Source organism: Armatimonadota bacterium (genome assembly GCA_023511795.1).
Taxonomy (GTDB): Bacteria; Armatimonadota; UBA5829; order DTJY01; family DTJY01; genus JAIMAU01.
Window position 1 is genome coordinate 11710 of the sequence record JAIMAU010000024.1, and the last position, 15909, is coordinate 27618.

Genomic DNA, 15909 nt, shown 5'->3' on the forward strand with positions numbered 1-15909 from the left:
AAAATATTATGGGTTTGCTCGTCTACGCAATCCTAGCGGGCTCCATCATCATCCTTTTGCTCGCCTATGAAATGTCAAGGTGGCCGGTGCGCGGGAGACTACTGACACGGCGGCAGAAAATTGCTCGGGTAGCAAGCGGAATAGTTGCGCTCGCCATTCTCAGCCTTATGGTGCTAGGCGGCCAAGCTAGTGAGGCTGGCAATTCAATCTTGGCGTTGATGTATTGGATGATTTGTCTCGCGTTAGCATTTGGCTTGGTTGCTTTGGCACTTCTAGACCTACGCGACATAGGCATTGGCTACGGCGAGCAAAGGAAACGCATAATTCACGACTTGACTACTGGAAAAGAGGAAAATGCTGGCAGCCAAGAATCAAGAAACACCTGAGAATACCTTCATGAGACGAGCGATTCAGCTCGCCAAGCGCGGACACACCAGCCCCAACCCAATGGTCGGGGCTGTCGTTGTCCGTGAAGGCAAGATTGTAGGCGAAGGGTTTCATCCGAAGGCAGGCGAGCCGCATGCCGAGGTATTCGCCTTACGACAAGCAGGTGATTTGGCAAATGGGGCGGACTTGTATGTATCGCTAGAACCTTGCTGTCACCAAGGGCGCACGCCGCCGTGCACCGATGCGATTATAAAAGCTCGCATACGGAGGGTTTTCGTCGCTATGGTAGACCCGAACCCTCAGGTCGCAGGTAAGGGCATTGAGGTACTGAGGTCAGCGGGAATCGAAGTCGACGTCGGCCTCCTCGAATCAGAAGCCCATGAGCTCAATCGTGGCTACATTAAACGCGTTACCAAAGAACTACCATTCGTTCTTTGGAAGTGCGCTATGACACTAGACGGCAAAATATGCACGCGAACCGGCGATTCACGATGGATCACCTCAACAAAGGCAAGGCGATACGTCCACCGTCTGCGCAGCCAGTCTGACGCGATTCTCGTTGGCATTGGTACAATACGCGCAGACGACCCGGAGCTTACGGTTCGCGAAGTTCGCTCTGCAGTTCAGCCCATACGGGTGGTGGTAGATACCAAAGCATCAATACCTTTAAATGCAAAGGTATTGCGACCCGACGCGCCAACCATTTTGGCAGTTGGAAGGAGCGAGCCAGAAGCAAACCTGGATTTACTTTGGAATATCGAAGCTAAGATTCTTTCCATTCGAGAGGTAGATGGCAAAGTTGACCTTCGCTATTTGATGGGCGAACTTGCTAAAATGGGCATAAACAATGTCCTTCTTGAAGGGGGCGGCGAGCTTGCGGCATCCATGATCGCCGAACGCCTAGTAGATAAAGGTCTAATCTTCATCGCCCCAAAAATAGTAGGAGGACGCTCGGCAAAAACACCCGTCGAAGGAGAAGGCATCGAGTTGATGGCTCAAGCTCTGCGCGTGTCAAATTTGAAAGTACGCCGTTTTGCCGATGACTTGGCCTTGGAATTTGACTTCTAACCCAAACTAAAGCCAGCTATAACTTAAGGTAGAAAAAAAACATGTTTACAGGTTTGATTGAAGAAAAAGGAAAAATCGTTCAAATCGAGCGTGGACCTGCAGGGCTGAAACTCACAATCAATGCGCCAGAGATCTCTGGGGATGTCTCTATCGGCGACAGTGTAAGCGTGAATGGCGCATGTCTGACTGCTGTCGCCGTCAACCCGCCCAACATCACATTTGACGTTGTGCGCGAGACTGTAGAAAGAAGCAACCTTGGCAGTCTCAAGGTCGGCAACTCCGTAAACCTCGAACGCCCACTTAAGGCAGGCGCCCGCCTTGGCGGGCATATAGTATTGGGTCATATTGACGGAAAAGGAATAATTCGCGAGATTCACAAGGATAAAAGTTCAACTTCGATTCGCATCCAAGCACCGCCAAATGTAATGCAGTATATTGTTGAGAAAGGCTCAATAGCGGTGGATGGGATTAGCCTCACCGTTGCCGAGTGTGGCAAAGATTGGTTTGCTGTGGCGATAATACCCCATACATGGAAAGCCACAACACTCAGTGAAAAGACCATCGGAGACACAATAAACCTCGAAACTGATATAATAGGTAAGTACGTACATAAATTCTTATCAGGGAACATTCCTGCTTCCGATGAACGCCTCATTAACTTGCTGTCGGAAGGAGGATTTATGGAATAATAAGTAACTAGAAGTCATAACTGATGTTGCATTAATTACTGGAAACGCATTATGTTTTGCACTATTGAAGAAGCGATTGAAGAGATCCGTGCAGGAAGAATGCTGATTGTCGTGGATGATGAAGATCGCGAAAACGAAGGCGACTTTATCATGGCGGCAGAAAAGGTTACTCCCGAAGCCATTAATTTTATGGCGAAGTACGGACGCGGGCTTATATGCGTGGCAGCAACCAGGGCGCGAATTGAAGAGCTAGGCCTCTCGATGATGGTCGAGAAAAACACCGCCTTACTAGGCACACCTTTTACAGTGAGCGTGGACGCAATTCACGGCACAACGACCGGCATTTCTGCATATGACAGGGCGCATACTATAAAGGTCTTTATTGACCCTGCCACGAAGCCGTCGGATTTAGCCAAGCCAGGACATGTGTTTCCGCTTGTAGCACGTGAAGGAGGCGTGCTAAAACGAGCTGGTCATACAGAAGCCGCTGTAGATTTGGCTCGGCTTGCTGGATTGAATCCAAGCGGTGTGCTCTGCGAGATACTAAGTGAAGACGGAACCATGGCACGGCTCCCGGAGCTCCAAGGAATTGCAAAGAGGTTTGGTCTAAAAATTGCCACAGTTGCCGACCTCATCAGATATCGCAGACGCACCGAGAAGCTTATCAAGCGTGTTGCACTCACCCGCCTCCCTACTCCTTATGGCGAATTCCAACTCCACGCATACGAGACCGAGGTCGAAAACAATCCATACATCGCTCTGACGATGGGCGACGTGTCAACCGGAGAGCCAGTACTCGTGCGCATACACTCAAGCTGCCTCACCGGCGACGTATTCCACTCCCTGAGATGTGACTGCGGCCAGCAGATGGAGCTAGCCTTATCCAAAATTGCAGAGGAAGGCAGAGGCGTCTTTGTCTACATCCAGCAGGAGGGACGAGGCATCGGCCTCTTGAACAAAATGAAGGCATATCAGCTCCAGGATGAAGGATATGACACTGTCGAAGCAAACGAGCGGCTTGGCTATCCTGCCGATCTCAGAGATTACGGAATAGGAGCCCAAGTGCTTATTGATCTCGGCGTAAGGAAAATAAGATACATGACCAACAATCCAGCAAAGTTAGCTGGATTGGCAGGATACGACCTTGAGATAGTAGAGCGTGTCCCCCTTGTAGCAACACCGAATAGCAATAGCTTGCGTTATCTTCAAACCAAGCGCGAAAAGATGGGACATCTAATTGACACCGAGGATTTAATAGGAGAGCAAAAAAGCGGCGTCGGGCAATAAACCTATCAGGTCCAACTTTTCAAAAGGAGGATTTTCATGGCTAAGGTATATGAAGGCAAACTGCTTGCCAATGGACTGAGGTTTGGCATAGTGGTCAGTAGATTCAATGAGTTTATTACTAAAAAACTTCTTGAAGGCGCACTAGATGCGCTTGCCAGACATGGTGCAATTCAGGATAATATTGGGATAGCATGGGTGCCAGGCACATTTGAGATACCAATAATTGCCAAAAAAATGGCTTCCTCGGGGAAATTCGATGCCGTTATATGTCTGGGCGCCCTAATTCGAGGTGCAACCCCACATTTCGACTACCTAGCGGCAGAGGTAACGAAGGGAATAGCACAGACGGCGCTTAGCACTGGAATCCCAACAGTTTATGGCATCATCACAGCCGACACTATCGAGCAAGCAATCGAACGCGCCGGTACGAAGCAAGGCAATAAGGGCTTTGATGCAGCCGAAACAGCCATAGAGATGGCGAATGTGATGAAAGAGTTAGAAAAAAAGTAAAGGCATTTCGCAAAGGAGAAAGTTCAGCCAATAATAAATAGCCAATTAAAAAGGTAAAGCAATGAAAAAAGTCGCTTCTTATGTTTTCGTTTTTGTTCTAGGCTTTGCCGCGTGCGCTTGGATTTTAAAAGAATGGGGCTACACACGCCCTGAAAATGCTGGGCTAGTGATTTCGCAAGGCCTAAGAACAAAGCAAGTCGTGCAAAAGGGACTCAACCCTATTGCAGATGCCGCCGCTAAGGTAGCACCAGCCGTCGTCAATATAGACACTGTAAGCGAAATCCGAATGTCATCGCCAATCGAAGAGTTCTTTGGTTTCCCAGCGCCCAAATCTCAAGTAAGAGGCCAAGGCTCGGGGGTAATTATACGAAAAGATGGTTATATTCTAACAAATAACCATGTTGTAGAAGGAGCAAACAAAATTGTAGTGCGCCTTGCCGATGGGCGCCGTTTCAAAGGCAGAATAATAGGCAGAGACCCGCGATCGGACTTAGCAGTAATCAAAATTGACGCCAACAACCTGCCCGTAGCAGTGCTTGGAGATTCCGACAACCTCAGGGTAGGAGACTGGGCGATAGCAATTGGCAACCCGTTAGGCTTCAGTAACACCGTTACTGTGGGCGTAATAAGTGCAACCAAGCGCACTGACTTTCCGTTGCCAAACGGCAGTGTTCTTGAGGAAGTTATCCAGACAGATGCAGCAATCAACCAAGGGAACAGCGGCGGCGCACTGGCAAATATAAACGGCGAAGTGATAGGAATTAACACGGCGATTCTATCGGGGACTGGCGGAAACATAGGCCTAGGGTTCGCAATTCCTATCAACAACGCTAAGACGATAGTAGCTCAACTCATCGAAAAGGGCGAAGTTGTACGTCCGTGGGTTGGAGTTGCTCTGCAAGACCTCGGGGGTGACCTAGCAGCCTGGTACGAACAGAGGGGCTTCAAAGGCAACCATGGAGTTATAATTGCTCAGGTTGTACCTGATAGCCCAGCCGCAAAGGCTGGAATAATGCAATATGACATAATTACCGATGTTGACGGAAAGAAGTTGCGAAGCGCATCAGAGTTCGTTAAAATTGTTGCCAAGCACAAAATTGGCGATATTATCAGAGTTACCATTTGGCGAGACGGCGTTACAAGAGTAGTTGCAATAAGGCTCGCAAAGATGCCGGCAGGAGTCCAATAGCCCACGGCATCATTTATTCCAAGCATAGAATGAATTCGCCAAAAAGGCCATCCGTCGAATATGGCGGATGGCCTACTCATTAAAAGAATATAAGGGGAAATTTTAAAGTTTCTTCAATATACTAGAACTTGCCAATAAAACTTAGCACTTTACTGTGAAGCACTTAAAAACTCTAAATTTAAACCTAATTAATCCTCCTCGACGCTTATTGCGCCCGTCGGACAGGCTTCAGCGGCCTCGCGAACTTTTTCTTCAAGCTCCGGGCCTGGATTTTCATTGATAACATGCGCAAGGTTGTCGTCGCCCATCTCAAAAACTTCTGGACAAATATCCGCACAAATTGCATCTCCTATGCAAAGGCTTTCGTCAATCTCAGGTCTCATTATGAATCCTCCTTTCTTTTCTTTTTACTTTTCCCATTTATGTATTTAAATACACAAAGGATTATTCTCTCCTTACGGTGAAATACTCCTTGTTCATGAGCAAAATAAACACATTCTATATGAGGTTTTTCTGCTTTACCATCCCAGCCCTAATGGATGGCATGATAGCTTTGGTCCAGGTCGCCCTTCCTCTGCTAGCAATCCAGTTTGGCGCAAGTCCTCGGTTTCTGGGACTTCTCGGTTGGACAGCTCAAAGCGTGCGCCTACCAGTATGTCTCGCATCCGGTGCACTATCTGAAAAAATCGGCCGTACCACAGTAATTTTTCCCTCCGCTTTTCTAGCATGCATTGCATGTCTTGGCCTCTCTTTTTCACGAAACAATGCCGAAATTCTAATAATTTACATCCTCTTTATGGCATCAATAGGTGCGTTTTATCCCTCCCTGCAAGCTTTTATTGGCGACAGGAGCCCTATTGGAGAACTCAGGAAAAATCTCTCTGCATTCAACGCCGGGTGGACGATAGGTGGTGCAACATGTGGCTTGGTAGCTGGATACACCTTCGCCAAAAGCCGCGGACTTCCCTTTGAAATTGGAGCGCTTTTCGTTGCCTTAGTAGTCATCCTAGTATATGCTTGGCATAAAACCTACACCTATATGCAACCTTCTGGTTCAAAAGAGTTATCTTCGTCAACAGGACCTAGCCCAGGTCCATTGCTAGCCATCGCAAGAATGGGACACTTCCTAGGCTTTTTTGCATATGCTGCTGCCCGACAGCTTTTCCCAAAGCTTGCAGTTGAGTTAGGGATGAAACCTGGAGAAATTGGACTACTTGTTGGCATGCTGTTAGTTGGCCAGGCACTCGGGATCGCCGTCGCAGGCGCCGGACCATGGTGGCGAGGCAAACTATGGCCTTTGTTGCTCGCACAAGGGATGGTGTTAGTCTCGGGGCTGGTAGTATTCTATACTTCAATAGCCGCTTTTTTCGCAGGTGCCTTTCTTATCCAGGGAGTTGGGCTCGGAATTGCTTACACAGCGGCGCTTTATTATGGGTTACAAGCAAGGATAAATATGGGCAGGAATACAGGAATCCACGAGTCACTAGTAGCTGGAGGGAACATTCTCGGCAGTTTGGTCGGTGGAGAAACAGCCGAGATGATTTCATTACGAGCGCCTTATATGGCAACGGCAATACTCTCAGCACTGCTCACGCTCTCAGGCCTAGTTTATTGGCATTCAAATCGGCAGAGGTAGTGCCCTAACCTTTACTAACACCCCCTGGAGTAGAAGAAACTTACCACTCGCCTCCTAATCATAACTTACGCCTTGATGTCTTAACAATCAAGACAATAAGCAATACACAAACAATGAACCAAGGAAGGTTTACCGCAATTATCCCACCGCTTATTCTCTTTAGTAAGTTTGGAGCCTGTGTATATGCTAGAAGAGCGCCTCCTACGAAAAATTGCGCAAGACCTTGAAGCCAAAGCTCCCTATCGCGCTTCTTATTGGCCTCGAAAGAAATCAGCAAGCCAAGGGCTGTGAAGATAACTGCAAAAGCAATTCCGGCTGGACGCATTGATATCCGGGTAAATATTGCAATCAAAACAGCTCCGACAATTCCAACTAACAATGCAATCCCAACCAAGTAATACTTGTTTTTGGTCAACCCGCAAGCCGCCACGCCGGCAGATATGGCAATAAGAAGCACAAACAACGTAATCGGCAATGTTTGGCACTCCATAATGTTGGCCCTTTGAATAGTTATTGGCGATAAACTCAACTTTTCACCTCTTCTACTTCTATAACATAATTTCCTTCATTTAAGGGCGAGATGCCTAAGAACACCACCTAACAATCAAAATACCGCTATTCGACTTAAGATAAAAAAACTTTTAAACCCCTGCGATAAACAATAACGGACCAAAGGGCAAAGCGAAGCAGGTTTCCCTCGTACTACCATCGAATACCTCAATTGCACCATAAATCCTGGGAGGAGCGTTCAAATGGCATGGCATCGCCGTCAACTAGGTCAGCGATTAGCCATAAGCCTCTTTCTTGCGCTGACTATACTCGCCGCTTATTGGCCGACTCTCAGGCACGAATTTGTTTTTGATGATCGACCTTATGTATCCGAGAACAAACATGTTCAAGAGGGGCTAACCCCCAAGGCGGTTGCATGGGCATTCACTTCTGTGCGGGCAGCGAATTGGCATCCTATCACTTGGCTATCCCATGCATTTGACTGCCAACTTTTTGGCTTGAAACCAGCAGGTCATCACGCAACCAACATCGTCCTCCACACATTCAATTCGATCTTGCTTTTCTTCATATTCGCTCAAATAACAGGGTTTACGTGGAGGAGCGCATTTATCGCGGGTTTATTTGCGCTTCATCCTCTCCACGTGGAATCAGTGGCATGGGTAGCGGAACGAAAAGACCTGCTCAGTACATTCTTTCTACTGCTAACAATTTGGGCATATTTTCGATACTCCAAATCCCCAGGAATCAAAACATATATACCAGTAGTGTTTTTCTTTGTGCTAGGTCTAATGTCAAAGCCTATGCTCGTAACCCTGCCGTTCGTACTACTGCTACTTGATTACTGGCCAATAGGACGCTTAGCACTTTCTAAACGTTCATCATCCATTAAGCCATCAATAATTTCAAAGCTGGTGGTTGAGAAAATACCGCTTTTTATCCTATCGTTTGCCTCAAGCATAATCACATACCGCGTCCAACAGGCAGCGGGCGCAATGGGACGAGAAGGAGAGCTAATGCCGATTGGTATCCGCCTCGCAAATGCCTTTGTGTCCTACGTAGGTTATATCCTTAAGATGATTTGGCCAAGGGCGCTATCAGTGCTATACCCACATCCTGTTCGGAACCTTCCTGAATGGCAAACCATCACCGCGGCTTTCATCCTCGCCGCAATTACTTTGCTAGCTATCAATGCATACCAAAAACGGCCTTACATCACAGTAGGTTGGCTTTGGTACATGGGAACTCTCGTTCCAGTAATTGGAATTGTCCAAGTTGGAGCACAGGCGATGGCAGATAGGTATACCTATATACCACTGATTGGTCTTTTCGTGATAATTGCATGGGGAATCCCTGAGCTCATCGGAAATACAGCCACAAAAGAAATAACGGGCGGAAAAAAGAAAGGAGAATATCACCTATTTGCTTTCTTTATTCGCTCAGCTCTCCCAACCGTGGCCATCTTCTCTCTCTTCGCTCTAACTTTATGCACCTACACTCAAGTCGGCTACTGGAAAAATGCCCTTGCGCTTTTCAGCCATGCAATCCACGTTACTAGGGGCAATTACCTAGCACACAATAATTATGGAGCAGCACTCGAAGATGCTGGGCATGCTGATGAGGCCGCAGCGCATTATCAAATCGCTGTTAGAATCAGGCCTACATATGTGGATGCATTGAACAACATGGGGAATGCTTTCCGACGGCAGAAAAAGTGGGCAGAAGCTGAGCATATGTACCGAAGGGTATTAGAACTCGAACCATCGAATGCGAAGGCCCGCATCAGCCTGGGGGCTGTTCTCAAAGAGGAAGGAAAAGTTGATGAAGCAATCGCCGAGTACAATAAGCTTGGCCAAACAGCGCCTGATTCGGCAGCAATGCACAATGACCTTGGGACTGCACTCAGCGCCAAGGGCAAGATAGCAGAAGCAATTCAAGAATGGAAAAAAGCCATCCAGATTGATTCGCGGTGCGTTGAGGCGCACCACAATCTTGGGATTGCATTGACTGACCAAGGCAAAATTGAGGAAGCCATTGAACACTACCGCCGCGCTGTCGAGATTGCGCCAAATCATGTGAACGCGAATCTAAATCTCGGGGCGCTGCTTGCCGAGCAAGGAAAGCACAAAGCAGCTATACCTTATCTCTTGAAAGTCATAAAAATCGAACCTCAGAATGCCGAGGCCCACCACAACCTTGCCGTATCGCTTTTCCTTACAGGAAAGTATCGGCAAGCTTGGAACCATATCCGTCTCTGCCAAAAGTATGGCCTCAAGCCCGACCCACGCCTCGTACGCGACCTCTCAGCAAAAATGCCAGAACCGCAGCGATAGAATCCAAAAACAAGGAGCCTCGCTCAGCCGTTCAGCGCTTTCAAATTTATTATATCCGCCATGGCTTGCGACCCGGCCTGCTTAGAAACAGATTTGCCTCGTCGTCGTTGACAAACTCCTCTTTCCTTGGGTCCCAATCCAACTTACGCCCACCTAGACGGAGAGAGATATTTGCAAGATGGCAGACAGTCACTGACCTATGGCCAATTTCTGCATCGCAGATTGGTTGTCTCTTCCCATCGCGAATACATTCTATAAAGTTGCCCATATGGTCGTTGGATTCATAAAGCCTAACGGCGTTTGCAGGTAGCGGATCCTCGAGAAGGCGAGGATCGCTAGCTTCAATCTTGCTACGGCTCACAAATATCCAGCCTTCCTCACCCTGGAAGTGTACGCCGTTCTCTCCTTGGTTGGTACATCGAAGTCTAATGCCACCAGGATAGATGAACGTAACATCAAACGCCGGGAACGTGTTATAACAATTCGGGCATGGATTGGGCGCTTCAGCACTTCCCTGGACTTGGATAGGCCCTGAGCGCTCTGTTCCGAGTCCCCATTGGGCGATGTCATTGTGATGCGCACCCCAGTCTGTAAGCATCCCGCCTGAGTACTCCATCCACCATCTAAAAGTCCCATGCGTTCGTTCGGGAACATAATCGGCTTTGAATGCGGGACCAAGCCACATATCCCAATCGAGATCCTCTGGTACAGGCCTCACCTCGAATGGTCCGCCCCTTGGACCAGTGGGTAAATGCGTTTCTACCCACTTGATTCTACCGATACGGCCATTTCTCACTAGTTCACAGGCAAGTCGAAATTTCGCATCCGACCGTTGTTGGCTTCCCGTCTGGAATATGCGCTTTGTTTCACGCCAGACTTTAACAAGCTTTTTCCCCTCATCTATCGTAAGCGTGAGCGGCTTCTCGCAATACACATGCTTGCCAGCTTTCATCGCTGCGATGCACATGTATGCATGCCAATGGTCAGGCGTCCCTATGATTACCGCATCTATATCTTTGCGAGCAAGGACTTCCCGAAAATCACGATAACCTTTGCAATCAGGGCCAAACTCTTCACATGCCTCTTTTAGATGCTGAGCATCCACATCGCATGCAGCAACAATCTTGCACCCATTGCGATTGGCAGCTGCGCGGGCATTATGCAATCCCATTCTATATCCACCTTTGCTACCACCGGTGCCAATTACTCCAAATTGTATGGTATCATTTTTAGCTATCCTACGGGTCTCAGCAGCAAGAGCTTCTTTATTGGAAGCCTCAACCTCCTTAGCAAACCATGCAGGGATTCCAGCAACGGCCAGCCCCGTGACCGACTTTGCCAGAAATTCACGTCTTGAAAGATCTTCTTTGTAAACCAAATTAGAAACCTCCAAAACGAAGACTTTAAACTTCCAGCTTGAAACACTGGCTAACTTTCGTATTCACCATAAGCCTATGTTTATCCTCCATACGAAGCTTCGTTCTTGCTTCACCAATAGAAGCTAGAGTATAATGGGGCTGACATGCGCAAATAAGTAGGAAAGGAACAAAGAACTGAGCACCTCAAGAAGTGCACGTAGCGGATGCTTGCCATATAGAATCTTCCTTTCGGTCGCCATCGGATTTACCGCAGGGATGATGAGTGGACTTCTAGGCATCGGCGGCGGAGTGATAGTTGTACCAGCACTGGTTTATTTAGTTCACCTATCCCAGCGTCAGGCCCATGGCACCTCACTAGTTGCCATACTTCTCTCAGCAGTTACAGGCGCATGCTACTACAGCACTCATGGAAAAGTTGATTGGTTAATCGGCACAGAGATGGCTTTTGGTGGCGTGATTGGCGCAATCATCGGCGCAAAGTTATGCTCAATATGTAGCAATCGCAGGCTAAGGCAGTTCTTTGGCATCTTCTTAGTCCTAATTGGCTTGCGAATGATCGCTGACTGGATAATAAACGGGAGCTCTACCGGAAATCATGCTCAAATCATCGATGCCGCTTCGTTTGCAGGAGGTTTTTTGGTAATAATTGCAGGTCTAGTAACGGGCATATTGAGTGGACTTCTTGGCATTGGCGGCGGAGTAATTATGATCCCAACGTTGGTATTACTGTTAGGCTTCCCACAAAAGCTTGCTCAAGGCATTTCGTTAGCAGTTATAGTGCCTGTTTCAGTTTCCGGCTCACTAATGCACTACACCCAAGGCAACGTGAGGCTAAAGGTAGCCGTATGGGTAGCAATTGGCGGATTTATTGGCAGTCTGGTAGGCTCAAAGATAGCCATCGGCGCAGAAGAAATTACCCTTAAAGCAATGTTTGGCTTGCTAATGTTAGCATTTGGAGTAAGCATGACCAGATCGCGCCAGGCAAAGCCGACGTAGCCCTCAAGGTAATTTTATACCCACCGATTGACAAGCAGCCATTGCAACCCTATACTATAAGCGAACTTTGTAAGTCTATCGCACATTATAGGCCGAATATTGTCTAATCTATCTCCTTCATCCTCATCTAGGGCCACGGCTCATTTCGTGGCCCTTCTATTCGCTCTAAAGCCGAACTACTTGACAAGTTAATGAACGCCTATACTGCTGTGGGCTCGACCGTCCACCAGACTGGAATTGGCATTCGGCGGCCTTCAGAACGGGTTTGGCAGATAGCCTCGAGGTATGCATGCATTTTTGCAGGAGCAGATAGCTCAATCTCACGGGCGGTTTTGAAGCAGACAGCTGCAGATTCGGCTTCTCCCATTGCCAAATGATGAAGTCCCCGGAGATATGCATATCGGGCGTGAGCTTGAGGATTATCCGCATCCCTAATGGCGCTTGTCGGAAGCAAAAGGTCAAAAGCATCACTTGCATCTTTTCTTCCAAGTTTTTCGCGCGCTCGGCCAACATAAAATGCCTGTTCAGCGCCTCGCACGGCTATGTCATCTGCTGCCAACTTCCATGCAAGAACCGCTTTTTTGGCTAAGCCAAGTTGCTCTAGCGCAAGACCAAGGAGATAATATGCCTGGGCATCGCTGGAATCATGAAATTTGCTCGCCCCGATATTCTCCGGATATTCGGTCGCCCTCTGGAAATCTTGAGCCGCCTCTTTAAAGTTCCGTTCGCTAAAAAGTCGTGCACCTCGCATAAGGAGTGCCCTAACATATAATATTCGTATGTGGTATGCCAGCTCCGGCACAAAGAACCGCTTTGTAGTTATCAACTCTACTGCCTCGTCAAGTCGCCCCACCTCAAGAAATGCCCTAACCGCACGTTCCAGACATCCGCTATCTTCAGGCGCATATTTTAGGATATTCTCTGCAACTTTAATCCGCTCAGCATCCCTACCAGTTGTCTCAGCCAGAATGTCCAAATCACGCAGAGTCTCCGCATCCCCTGGGCTAACTTGATTCGCCTTTAGCATAAACTTATAAGCTGTCTCCGGATCATTCTTCTTATACCAGTATGCTAATGCAAGGTTCCGATAAGGCATATGATTGGTGCTTCCTGCTTCACAAGCTTGCTTCCAGTGTTCGATTGCCTCATCAACGCGCCCACGAACGTAAAGCATGCAGCCAATGTGAGTTCTAGCTTCTGCGTCAGGCTGCCTTTCAAGGACGCGCATTAATATCTCGCGGTGAGCAAAACAATTTACTATTCCTAACCCGTCTGGCCGGCGTTTGCTTGGCAAGTCGATTCCAAGCTCAACTGCAATGCCATTTAAAAATGGGTCATCTGGCGGCCCATATTCGACCCAGGCATTAACGACCGCCCTTGCCTCCTCCAACAAACCTAGTTCGAAGTACCATGCAGCCGCATCCATGTCTTCTTGGAATACTTCCAACAAAAGTATTGGAAAGACCTGGTTTTTCTCACCAGATGATTGAACCAGGTCTGATGAAATAAAAAGCCCGCTTTCGAGGAAATACTTCTCCCACTGTGCCGTTCGCCATAAAGGGTCTGCATCATGCAACTTACAAATCAAACCAAGCCCCCGTTCTGTCTCTCCGAGTTTTCTAGCTGACACCGCCGCCGCAAGTGTGAGGGTAGGGTCACAAGGGTTATTCTCGTATAGTTGGATAACCTCTTTGTACGCACCATCCCGTAGACCTGCCAGAGCCAACTGCCAAGATGCAAGTTTGCCAAAAACCGTATCTTTAAGAAGCAATCTCCAAAGCTTTCTAGCCTCCAGCGAATCACCCAGGGCTAGCGCCAGATACGCTGTTGCTTCAGGGTCGGGGCAGAAGCGCAATGCAATGCGTGCATGCTCTGCTGCTTCACGCAACTGCCCTGAAAGCAACCTCAGCCTTGCAAGCCCCTTCCGGCCTTCGGCTTCATGCTCTGTGCCAAGTAGTCGCCAATAATGCTCCTCCGCAGTCGCTAAGGAATCCAACCGCTCGAAAACACAAGCCGCCTGAAGTATCTCATCGGGCGTCTGCACTTTTGGAGGCATCACGCTAGTGCGCGGCACCGCATTCCGAATCCTATCTTTCGCAAGGGAATCGTATCGGAGAATAGGCTTTCCGCCGCCATCCCTAATCTCTATGTTCAATTCTTTTGCAGGATGCTCAATTGATATTCTCTCTATGCAACCTGGCATTAAATCAAGCCGCTGCTCTTTTATGGTAATGCCTCCCTGCAAAACCAGAACTCGGGCTTGAGGAACCTTTCGAGTCATCTGGATAAGGACCTCGGTGGCCACGCCTTCCTCACGTACGTTTATGATGCCTTCTTTGTGTGCCTTCACAAAACCGCCGGTCGGACCAACTGGTATCCATGCTTCGTTAAACTCAACAAGCTCATGAGGCATGAGGAAGTCAAAATCACCTTGCGTGGCAAATCTTCCCGCTTGAATCTCAAAGTAATCGCCGGCACTTTCGGTAAGCATTCTCTGCCAAAGCCTGCCCATTTCATCCCTGCCCCAGAAGAAAGCTTTTCTGCCTGGCAATTCCTCCTTGGGCGACCAGTGAGCAACCCCATAATCCCAATCCCAATAGTAAATCCCAAAAAAATCATCGTAGACCTCGGTGGCAAAAATGTCGCATGAGGTTTCATGCGCATACGCCCAGCTTAGGTCAGTTCCCCTGTGGACAGGCCACGCCATCTCGTTTCCATAAGCGCCAGAAGTAGCCATCGTCATTGGATAAACTAGCTGGGTGCGAGGTGTCTGATAAACTCCAGCGTTGGTCCACCAATAGTGCCGATGGGGTATTGAAGTCCCGTTATAGAGCCTGCCATGCTGGAAGAACCGATACTCCTCAGGAGCAAGACGGACTTCCATTGTGAAACGCATCCCCGTCATGCGCTCAGTATGACCAAATATAATCGAAACCGAGCCATCGGAATTCTGGCGCGTAACATAGGGAATTCGCGAATAAGTATAAACGGAATGGCCGATGGGAAAGTTGTACTCGATGCCGCCGGAAATCCATGCACCTCGAATAGCTATAAGCGCCGGTTTTATACAGTCACTTCTGTAAAATATTTCAGCCCGAGCAACTTATCATATGCAGAGAACAACCGACAACCAAAGTCAGGTAGAAACGTCAAGCGAAGAAACTCATTCTCAAGTACAACGCAATCATACTGCCTAACGATACGCTCCGAGCTCAAGCGGTTCTGCATTCTATAAGGATAGGGATGAGCTCCCAACTGCTTGGTAAAGCAAGGATTTGGACTCTCTGAACGCAAAACATACGTAGGCAGTTCTATAGATTCACGACGAACCTCAGCACTCATAACATCTCTCCCAAAGAATCTAACCGCCGATACCTTACACGGCATTTTGGCAGATTCCTTCAATGAAAACCCTTCTTTGAACACCTCTGAAGGGTAAGCCAACTGCTATGTCAAAATGTAAGTTGAGGCGACTCGGGTAAATAATATCACACTATACTATGCAGAGGTGCTGTGGCTGTGTCTGGGCTTAATAATTCAAAAATAAGAGTAGCACTCCACATTCACACACTATATTCTCCATGCGCTGATACAAAACTTGAAGACATTAATGAATATTGTCGCAAACTCGAGATAGACGTAATTGCCGTAACGGACCACAACACAATCGGTGGCGCACTCTTTCTACGCGCATTAGCCCCCGACCTTCGAATTATAATCGGAGAGGAAATCCAAACACGACAAGGAGAAATTGTTGGTCTTTTTCTAGAGCAAGAGATTGAGCCAGGCCTCGATGCAGTAGAGACTTGCGAGCGTATAAAAGCTCAGCATGGTTTGGTCTACATCCCGCATCCGTTCGACCTTTTCAAAATTCATCGCTTGAAAAAGCAAACTCTGATGCAGATACTCGACATGGTCGACATAATCG

At 48.0% G+C, this 15909-nt stretch carries 15 protein-coding genes; 10 read left to right on the forward strand and 5 right to left on the reverse strand.

The window, feature by feature from the left end; all coding sequences use genetic code 11:
• The first annotated feature begins 8 nt into the window (after positions 1-8).
• From K6T99_12185 to K6T99_12210, 6 genes are all read left to right on the forward strand, one after another.
• On the forward strand, positions 9-386 hold the full coding sequence (locus K6T99_12185) for a hypothetical protein (GenBank protein ID MCL6520578.1): 378 nt from the start codon (positions 9-11) through the stop codon (positions 384-386).
• Complete coding sequence (gene ribD / locus K6T99_12190) at positions 355-1455, forward strand: bifunctional diaminohydroxyphosphoribosylaminopyrimidine deaminase/5-amino-6-(5-phosphoribosylamino)uracil reductase RibD (protein MCL6520579.1); 1101 nt, start codon at positions 355-357, stop codon at positions 1453-1455. Before K6T99_12185 ends, ribD begins: the two co-directional genes overlap by 32 nt.
• A gap of 41 nt (positions 1456-1496) precedes the next feature.
• Positions 1497-2144 (forward strand): riboflavin synthase, encoded by a 648-nt coding sequence (locus K6T99_12195; protein ID MCL6520580.1) that lies wholly within the window; start codon positions 1497-1499, stop codon positions 2142-2144.
• Positions 2145-2195: 51 nt separating this feature from the next.
• Positions 2196-3431 (forward strand): bifunctional 3,4-dihydroxy-2-butanone-4-phosphate synthase/GTP cyclohydrolase II, encoded by a 1236-nt coding sequence (locus tag K6T99_12200; protein MCL6520581.1) that lies wholly within the window; start codon positions 2196-2198, stop codon positions 3429-3431.
• Between the two features lie 36 nt (positions 3432-3467).
• On the forward strand, positions 3468-3941 hold the full coding sequence (ribE, locus tag K6T99_12205) for a 6,7-dimethyl-8-ribityllumazine synthase (protein ID MCL6520582.1): 474 nt from the start codon (positions 3468-3470) through the stop codon (positions 3939-3941).
• 61 nt (positions 3942-4002) lie between these two features.
• A complete protein-coding gene (locus K6T99_12210) occupies positions 4003-5130 on the forward strand; it encodes a trypsin-like peptidase domain-containing protein (GenBank protein ID MCL6520583.1) in 1128 nt (375 codons plus the stop codon).
• A gap of 188 nt (positions 5131-5318) precedes the next feature.
• On the opposite strand, the gene K6T99_12215 is transcribed toward K6T99_12210, so the two are convergent.
• Positions 5319-5513, reverse strand: coding sequence for a ferredoxin (locus K6T99_12215; protein MCL6520584.1), 195 nt, complete (start codon positions 5511-5513; stop codon positions 5319-5321).
• 95 nt (positions 5514-5608) lie between these two features.
• Here K6T99_12215 and K6T99_12220 point away from each other — a divergent pair, with 95 nt between their 5' ends.
• Complete coding sequence (locus K6T99_12220; protein MCL6520585.1) at positions 5609-6766, forward strand: MFS transporter; 1158 nt, start codon at positions 5609-5611, stop codon at positions 6764-6766.
• 58 nt (positions 6767-6824) lie between these two features.
• Here K6T99_12220 and K6T99_12225 read toward each other — a convergent pair whose 3' ends face one another.
• Positions 6825-7241 (reverse strand): hypothetical protein, encoded by a 417-nt coding sequence (locus K6T99_12225; GenBank protein ID MCL6520586.1) that lies wholly within the window; start codon positions 7239-7241, stop codon positions 6825-6827.
• Positions 7242-7518: 277 nt separating this feature from the next.
• Between K6T99_12225 and K6T99_12230 the strand changes: the two genes are divergently transcribed.
• A complete protein-coding gene (locus K6T99_12230; protein MCL6520587.1) occupies positions 7519-9606 on the forward strand; it encodes a tetratricopeptide repeat protein in 2088 nt (695 codons plus the stop codon).
• Between the two features lie 49 nt (positions 9607-9655).
• Here K6T99_12230 and K6T99_12235 read toward each other — a convergent pair whose 3' ends face one another.
• Positions 9656-10984: a Gfo/Idh/MocA family oxidoreductase gene (locus tag K6T99_12235; protein MCL6520588.1), complete on the reverse strand. Its 1329-nt coding sequence runs from the start codon at positions 10982-10984 to the stop codon at positions 9656-9658.
• Positions 10985-11192: 208 nt separating this feature from the next.
• On the opposite strand from K6T99_12235, the gene K6T99_12240 reads away from it, so the two are divergent.
• Entirely contained in the window at positions 11193-11981 is a 789-nt protein-coding gene (locus K6T99_12240) for a sulfite exporter TauE/SafE family protein (protein MCL6520589.1), read from the forward strand.
• Positions 11982-12180: 199 nt separating this feature from the next.
• Here the strand turns inward: K6T99_12240 and K6T99_12245 are convergent, their stop codons facing one another.
• Together K6T99_12245 and K6T99_12250 are read right to left on the reverse strand one after the other, a co-directional pair.
• Positions 12181-15069 carry a DUF5107 domain-containing protein gene (locus K6T99_12245; protein MCL6520590.1) on the reverse strand — a complete coding sequence of 963 codons (2889 nt, stop codon included), beginning with the start codon at positions 15067-15069 and terminating at the stop codon, positions 12181-12183.
• Positions 15045-15368, reverse strand: coding sequence for a DUF5107 domain-containing protein (locus K6T99_12250; protein ID MCL6520591.1), 324 nt, complete (start codon positions 15366-15368; stop codon positions 15045-15047). The genes K6T99_12245 and K6T99_12250 overlap by 25 nt, the downstream gene beginning before the upstream one ends.
• A 132-nt stretch (positions 15369-15500) precedes the next feature.
• Here K6T99_12250 and K6T99_12255 point away from each other — a divergent pair.
• Positions 15501-15909, forward strand: a 409-nt coding sequence (locus K6T99_12255; GenBank protein MCL6520592.1) for a PHP domain-containing protein, incomplete at its 3' end; no start/stop codon positions are given.

Bases quoted from the DNA above. Each gene is read 5' to 3' on its own strand.
- K6T99_12200 (MCL6520581.1), top strand. From the start codon at position 2,196: ATGTTTTGCACTATTGAAGAAGCGATTGAAGAGATCCGTGCAGGAAGA.
- K6T99_12185 (MCL6520578.1), top strand. From the start codon at position 9: ATGGGTTTGCTCGTCTACGCAATCCTAGCGGGCTCCATCATCATCCTT.
- K6T99_12215 (MCL6520584.1), bottom strand. From the start codon at position 5,513: ATGAGACCTGAGATTGACGAAAGCCTTTGCATAGGAGATGCAATTTGT.
- K6T99_12220 (MCL6520585.1), top strand. From the start codon at position 5,609: ATGAGCAAAATAAACACATTCTATATGAGGTTTTTCTGCTTTACCATC.
- K6T99_12250 (MCL6520591.1), bottom strand. From the start codon at position 15,368: ATGCCGTGTAAGGTATCGGCGGTTAGATTCTTTGGGAGAGATGTTATG.
- K6T99_12210 (MCL6520583.1), top strand. From the start codon at position 4,003: ATGAAAAAAGTCGCTTCTTATGTTTTCGTTTTTGTTCTAGGCTTTGCC.
- K6T99_12230 (MCL6520587.1), top strand. From the start codon at position 7,519: ATGGCATGGCATCGCCGTCAACTAGGTCAGCGATTAGCCATAAGCCTC.
- K6T99_12195 (MCL6520580.1), top strand. From the start codon at position 1,497: ATGTTTACAGGTTTGATTGAAGAAAAAGGAAAAATCGTTCAAATCGAG.
- ribD (MCL6520579.1), top strand. From the start codon at position 355: ATGCTGGCAGCCAAGAATCAAGAAACACCTGAGAATACCTTCATGAGA.
- ribE (MCL6520582.1), top strand. From the start codon at position 3,468: ATGGCTAAGGTATATGAAGGCAAACTGCTTGCCAATGGACTGAGGTTT.